Genomic DNA, 7,016 nt, shown 5'->3' on the forward strand with positions numbered 1-7,016 from the left:
CTAATATTTTTTCTGTTTAAATCTTTAAGTTCACACCTAGAGTAAAAATTCTAGCTGTTGGATAAGCTGTTTGGGCAATACCTAATCTCAAATCTCCTGTTCCCCCTCTTGTATTTACATCTGGATCGAGCCCAGGAAAGTCTGTTACGGTAAATAGATTTTGTCCGCTTACATAAACTTCCATAGAATTTAGTCCCCAGTTTATCTGATTGCCTGTTAAGGTATACCCCAGTTTCACATTTTTTAAACGTAAATAAGAAGCATCTTTGATAAACCTGTCTGAAACCCGAATCTGAGCGCGATTAGAACTAGGTGCCGGGTACGCTGCATCCGTATTAGTAGGAGTCCAATAATCGTTATAAACATCAACTATTTGATTACCTCCTGTTCCAAAAGATGTAGCAATATAACCTCCAGTTGCCCAGAAAAGTTCGTTCCCCTGTGATCCTTCAAAAAAGATGTTCAGGCTTAAATTCTTATATTGTAGAGTATTATTTAAACTGTAGATAAAATCTGGATAAGGATCTCCTAAAATTCTTTGATCTTCACTATTAATTTGATCATCCCCGTTTAAATCTTTATACTGAATAACTCCATTATCATCATATCCATCTTCAATATATCCATAAAATACCCCTAATGGCTCTCCCTCACGAGCTAAGTTTATAGGAGAATTAAATGGAATATCCAATGATCCACCTAGAATATCCTGACCTATTGTGATCACTTTATTTTTATTAAATGAAACCATGGCGTTTACGTCCCACGTAAAATCATTTTGCCCAAATAAAGCTCCTACTGAAAATTCCATTCCTGTATTCTCAATTTCACCAAGATTAGTTATTTGCGAGGTGAATCCTGTAGATCCGGGAAGTGGTATAATTGCTAAAAGATCTTCTGTATTTTTTTTATAATAATCTATGGTTAACCTATACCTATCCTCAAAAAATGTAGCGTCCAAACCTATACCTAATTGTCGGGTGGTCTCCCATTTAAGGTCTGGATTTGGGGCAGAAACATTGGCAAATCCTATAACATCTGAATTTCCAAAAGTAGCGCGTTCTTCTCCTAGCGTATTTAATGACTGATATGCTGCAATAGCGGTACTACCTGTTTCTCCGTATCCAATTCGTAACTTTAAATCTGAAAGATCTTCAAAACTCTTTAAAAATTCTTCATTACTTAGTCGCCAGGCAAATGCACCAGATGAGAATATTCCCCATTTATTATTCTCTCCAAAGCGTGAAGATCCATCTGCACGAATACTAGCAGTAAACAGATATTTATTATTTAAATCATAATTTAAACGTCCCAACCAGGAAAGCAATTTCCATTCACTTACATTAGACGAATTAGGATTAGTATTTTCTGCGCTTCCTAAAGAATTATCCTCCAAAATGTCTGTTGTGAATCCGCTGGCACTCGAGCTATTTACTTTCCTTTTAAATGTTTGAACGGTAAATCCTCCAACAGCAGAGAAGGTATCATCTTCACCTATGTTTGTATTATATGATAGGATATTTTCATTTAAATAGGATATATCCCTTGTCATTTGAAAAGACCCAAAACCTTGAGGGGTTCTATTAACGATGATTGATGGAGAGTAAAAATTTCTTTCCAGATATTCCTGTTCTACCCCTCCTAATATTTTAAACTTTAATCCCTGTAGAATATTTAATTCTAATGCCAGATTACTTAATGTTTTTGAGGAGGTAAATAATTCTTTTCTTTCTGTGTATAATAGCGGGTTGCTTAAAGCAGTGGGACTAAATGGATATATTCCAACATCACTATAATTCCCTTCATCGTCATATACGCTAATTGTTGGGGGTGCCTGTAATGCTGCTGACCAAATGTTATTTCCTGCATTACCGTTATTGACATCTGCATCATTAATTTCACTTCTGGTGGAAACAGCATTAGCTGTTAAGCGGGCCCAATCATTAACTTTTTGATTTAATGATAATCGTACTGATCCACGTTTCTGACCTGTATTTTTGATAATACCATCCTGCTCAAAATAATTTGCTGATACCGAATAGGATGAACCATTACTTCCTCCAGAGAAGGTAAGGGTATGATTTTGAATTCCAGCAGCTCTAAAAATTTCATCTTGCCAGTCTGTTTCAATATTAGGCAGATTATTTAAATCGAAAGGCAGAGGATTTCCACTATTTTCTGCAGAAATATTAGCCAATTCTGCAAATTGTCGTGAATTCATCAAGTCGTATGTTTTTAAAACCTTTTGTACCCCGTAGTAACTCTGAATATCAATTACCCCTTTGCTTCCTTTATCCCCTGCTTTTGTAGTAATAATAATAACACCATTTGCTCCTCTAGAACCGTAAATTGCAGTTGCAGATGCGTCTTTCAAAATATTTACAGATTCTATATTGGCAGGATTTAAAAATTCTATACCTCCAGTTAATGGAAATCCATCAACTACATACAAGGGATTATTATTCCCTAAATAAGAATTCCCTCCACGAATTTGCACTTGAACGCCAGATCCTGGCTGTCCTGAATTCTGAGAAACTCTTACTCCTGCCGAACGACCTTTAAGGGCTTGTTGCACATCTGTAGTTGGCAAAGCATTAATTTCATCACTGTCTACAGTAGAGATAGCGCCAGTAACATCCCTCCTGTTTGTGGATCCATAACCAATAACTACAACCTCTTCTAAACCACTTCGTCCTTCTTTTAGACTCAGGTTAATTGTTGTTTTATCCCCAACAATAATTTCCTGAGTTTCAAACCCCAAAAAACTAAAAACAAGTACAGGATTTTGACTTTCCAGGTTAATCGAATATTTACCATCAAAATCTGTAATTGCACCATTTGACGTTCCTTTCTCTAAAACATTAACACCAAGAAGCGGCATTCCATTCATATCTGTCACTATACCCGTAATCTCTTTTTGTGGGCTATTTACTGCGTAAGCATCAACATTTACTTGTGACAAAGGTGCCGGCTTGATTAAAATTTTTACGTCATAGATCTCATAGGATACTTTGTTTTGATCAAAAAGTATTGATAAGATGTTTTCTATCTTTTCTTTTTTTACTTTAATACTTACATTTCTATTAATATCTATGGTATTGCTTTTATAGATAAACTTAAACTCTGTTTTAGCCTCTATTTCATCTATGATCCTGCCTATTTTGACATTTTCAAAATTTAAAGAAATGGGAGTCTTTTGAGAATAAGAACTATTTGCCTGAACGGCGAAGGTTATTGCAAAAAGAACAAGTGAGAGCTTCATTTTTAGATCTAATTTGAATCTCCAAAACCAGAGTTTTGAATTCCACAATTTTTTCATAATTTTAAATTTGAGTTTTTAGTGATTAAATAATCCGATCACTTGATTTTAATCGGGAAATGTTGGAGCATTTCCCGATTTCTAAGTGATTACGGAAAGTTGTAATAAAGGTGTTACATAAATGAGATTTTATTTTATTATGACTTCGTTGTTTTTAACCTCATATTCTATTTCGTAGATTTTTTTAAAGTACTCTAGAATCTGATTAATATTTTCTTTTTTCAAATCAATAGTTGCATTGAACTTTTCTTTAGCGATTTTAGAATTTGTGTTATTGATTTTTATATTAAAGTGCCGTTCTAATTTTTTAGTGATATTCTCAAAAGTAGTTTCTCTAAAAACTACTATTCCATCTACCCAGCCTGTATAAAGGGAGACATTAACTTCCTCTACACCTATATTTTTATCTTCTTTCAGAAAAGTGCCCTTTTGACCTGGAGAAAGTTTGACTTCATTTTTTACATAACCCGGAGAATTAAGAACTACAGATCCTCCTACCAATACAACCTCTGTATTTATATCTTCACTATAATTCAATACATTAAACTCGGTTCCTAAAACTTTTATGTCTAGATCGTTCGCACTTACTATAAATGGATGTAAAGAATCTTTAGCCACTTCAAAAAACGCTTCTCCCTCTAAGAAAACTTTTCGATTCTTTCCTTTTATAAAATTTACCGGATACTTAAATGTAGAACCAGAGTTAAGCATTACTTCCGAGCCGTCTGATAAGACCACTTTTAATTGCTTGCCGTAAGGAATTTTAAGCGTATTGTAAGCTATTTCGTTTTTAGAATCATTTTTGGTGTATACAAGTTCGTCTCCTACCTGTTTTCCTATAACGAATCCATTTTTATCTTTAATAGAAATTTGTTTATCATTATCTAGAACTTCAATATTTCCATCAGCATTTTCTAAAATAATCTTATCATCACCAACTACAACGTTTTCGTTTTGATACTCTATAAAAATTTGATCTCGGTAAAAGTGCACACATGCAAGCAACAAAATAAACACTGCGGCATATTTCAAAAATACCATACGCTTATGTTTTCTCTCTCTATTCTTATCGGCTCTTATCTGCTCAATAAGATTATTTTTCATTTTACTAACGTCTTGATCATTCATTCCTAAATAAATTGCAAAATGAGTTTTAAGATATTGCCTAAATTCTTTATTATTTTTTGGATCCTTAATCCACTCGTTCAAAATGGCTAGATCGTCCTTTTTTGCCGCTCCGTTTAAATATCTTAAAAGAGATAATTCAGTTTCTTTATCTTCCATAAACAAGTTAACATTCTATTAGTAATACAAAGCAAATTAAGAATACCCTAACATTTTGTTTATTTTTTTCTTATTTTCGGAAATATAATCCTTAAAATTCAATAAGAATGAAATCAATAAAGAGCTTCAATGACAATAATTCACTGGTAGAATGCTTAAAAAATGGTGATGAACAGGCTTATTCATTTCTTCTTGAAAAATATCACCGGCCCCTATTTGCATATGCTCTTACTTTTGTTGATGAAAAGGCGCTGGCTCAGGATATTGTTCAAAGTGTATTTCTAAAAACCTGGCAATATCGTAAAAAACTAAATCCAGAATATTCTATCAAAAGTTTTCTTTATAAAACTGTTTACAACACATTTATTAATAATTATCGAAAAGAAAAAGCTACCATGATTCTTGAAAAGAAATATTATGAAAGCATGTATGAGGTAGTTGAAGAATTAGAGGATAGAAATTTAAACGAAATTATAAAAATTGTAACCCAGGAGATCGAAAAATTACCCGAAAGATGTAGAGAAGTTTTCACCCTTAGTAAAAAAGAAGGTCTTACCAATAAAGAAATCTCTGAATACTTAAATATCTCAATAAAAACCGTAGAGGCCCTTATTACCAAAAGCTTTAAAATACTTAGAAAAGAATTAGGCGAAAAATATGATATTATTTTATTCTTTCTATTTCCTAACATTGCAAATGCTGAACATTCGAGGCAACTTATACCCTAATAATAGTAAAGAACCGGAGGGCAACCTCATGAAATATTTATTAGAAAGTTATTGTGTATTTCTAAACATACCGATTGCTATCGGGACTGGGACGATAAAGGCGTAATTAATCTCGATTATCGAGTAAATTCTATAATTATAGAATCTTTAATTGGTGTTTTTATCCAAATAATCCTGAATAGCAATTTTCCATACCTGATAGCCTTTTTCATTTAAATGAATTCCATCTTCAACAAAAAATTGAGCTATAGGTTCACCATTTTCAGCAAGCATGGTATCCCACATATCTAAATAATGAACTGTATCATACTCTTTAGACAGTTTATATAATTCTTTATTTAATTCTAAATATTTGTCCTTAAGATACCAACGATCAAGACTAGGTTTTACTGATATTAATATAATTTCTGAAGTAGGTAATTCAAATCTAATTTTCTCAATAATACTACGAGTAGATCTTAAAATTTTAGATTGCTTTACACCTAATTTCACATCATTGTCCCCTTCATATATAAAGATTTTATTAGGTTTATATTGAAGGATGGCTTCATTAATATAATATTCTAAATCATTCATTGTTGATCCGCCGAATCCCGTTTTTATTACTTGAAACCCGGGGAATAATGTTGTTAAATTTTCCCATCTTCGAATACTTGAACTTCCTGTGAAAACCAATAAGGGTTCTTCACTACGTTGAATAGTTGATGCTGTCTGAAAATTCCTTATCTGATTTTCATATCTTTTAGGATCTTGTGATGTTGTTTTTAAAGATTGGCACCCAAAAATAATAATCAGTGATATAAGGACAAGATTTCTCATCTTTTGCTCAATTTTAGAATTTAATATAAAGTCTAAAATTATACTGATTTTCTTATAATTTCATATTTTTTTAAATAAAATTTTAAAATAATACCTATAATTAAAGTTTTTAATATCTATTTGAGCAACCTATTGATCAAGACTAGCCGCGATAACGAAAGTAATTTCTCGTTTTAAGCCCAAATAATAAATGAAGCAGGCATCCTATAAAAATAAATACAACATTTCTAATGACAGAATTCATTAAGTGATGAGTAAACTACCTCAGACCAAAACTCAGAGCATTTAATCTCGATTATTGAGTAAAATCACAGGTGATCATTTGTTCCTTAATTCATCTTCTTTTAATCAATAACCTTAGAGCAAGCCCGCGAGGTACGAATCGGAAAACTTTTTTATAATTTCTAGACAAGCCTCGGGGAATTAAACCCTCGATGAGGGATTAAAAAAGAGCTTAAACTTGTCGTTTAAGCTCTTCAAAGTAAATTCAAGCAAAATCAAAATTGTGAAGAAGGCTAATTCAAATAAATTCTAATTTCTTTCTGAATTTATAGTTGCTATTGTTTAGGCCTAAGCAATCCTTCAATAACAGCAGTATTTTTAGTAATCGTTTTTACGATTTCTTCTCATATATTTACTTGTTTTTATAATTTTTAATTCCTTCTTCAAGCCAGTTTAGATACGATTCAATATCGGGATCGTAAGCCGTAGGCTCATTCAGCCGGTTTCCATCTGCATCTAACAACACATAGTACGGCTGCGCATTGGCCTTGTATTCCCTGATCTGAAAATCACTCCATTTATTACCAATAGTCGTAATCTCCTTACCCGTGGTCTCAGACGTGTACTGCTCCTCCTCTGGTAGC

At 32.6% G+C, this 7,016-nt stretch carries 4 protein-coding genes and 1 pseudogene; 1 reads left to right on the forward strand and 4 read right to left on the reverse strand.

The window, feature by feature from the left end; genetic code table 11:
• Positions 1–16 precede the first annotated feature (16 nt).
• Both L1967_RS19880 and L1967_RS19885 read right to left on the reverse strand, forming a co-directional pair.
• Positions 17–3,262: a TonB-dependent receptor gene (locus L1967_RS19880; protein WP_249603255.1), complete on the reverse strand. Its 3,246-nt coding sequence runs from the start codon at positions 3,260–3,262 to the stop codon at positions 17–19.
• A 186-nt stretch (positions 3,263–3,448) separates the two neighbouring features.
• Positions 3,449–4,603 carry a FecR family protein gene (locus L1967_RS19885; RefSeq protein WP_249603256.1) on the reverse strand — a complete coding sequence of 385 codons (1,155 nt, stop codon included), beginning with the start codon at positions 4,601–4,603 and terminating at the stop codon, positions 3,449–3,451.
• A gap of 107 nt (positions 4,604–4,710) precedes the next feature.
• On the opposite strand from L1967_RS19885, the gene L1967_RS19890 reads away from it, so the two are divergent.
• On the forward strand, positions 4,711–5,331 hold the full coding sequence (locus tag L1967_RS19890) for an RNA polymerase sigma factor (protein ID WP_249603257.1): 621 nt from the start codon (positions 4,711–4,713) through the stop codon (positions 5,329–5,331).
• Between the two features lie 147 nt (positions 5,332–5,478).
• Here L1967_RS19890 and L1967_RS19895 read toward each other — a convergent pair whose 3' ends face one another.
• Positions 5,479–6,150 carry a GDSL-type esterase/lipase family protein gene (locus tag L1967_RS19895; RefSeq protein WP_249603258.1) on the reverse strand — a complete coding sequence of 224 codons (672 nt, stop codon included), beginning with the start codon at positions 6,148–6,150 and terminating at the stop codon, positions 5,479–5,481.
• 634 nt (positions 6,151–6,784) lie between these two features.
• A pseudogene (locus L1967_RS19900) lies at positions 6,785–7,016 on the reverse strand (thiol:disulfide interchange protein); the annotation flags it as partial.

Origin of the sequence: Zunongwangia pacifica (genome assembly GCF_023499215.1) — a bacterium.
Taxonomy (GTDB): domain Bacteria; phylum Bacteroidota; class Bacteroidia; order Flavobacteriales; family Flavobacteriaceae; genus Zunongwangia; species Zunongwangia pacifica.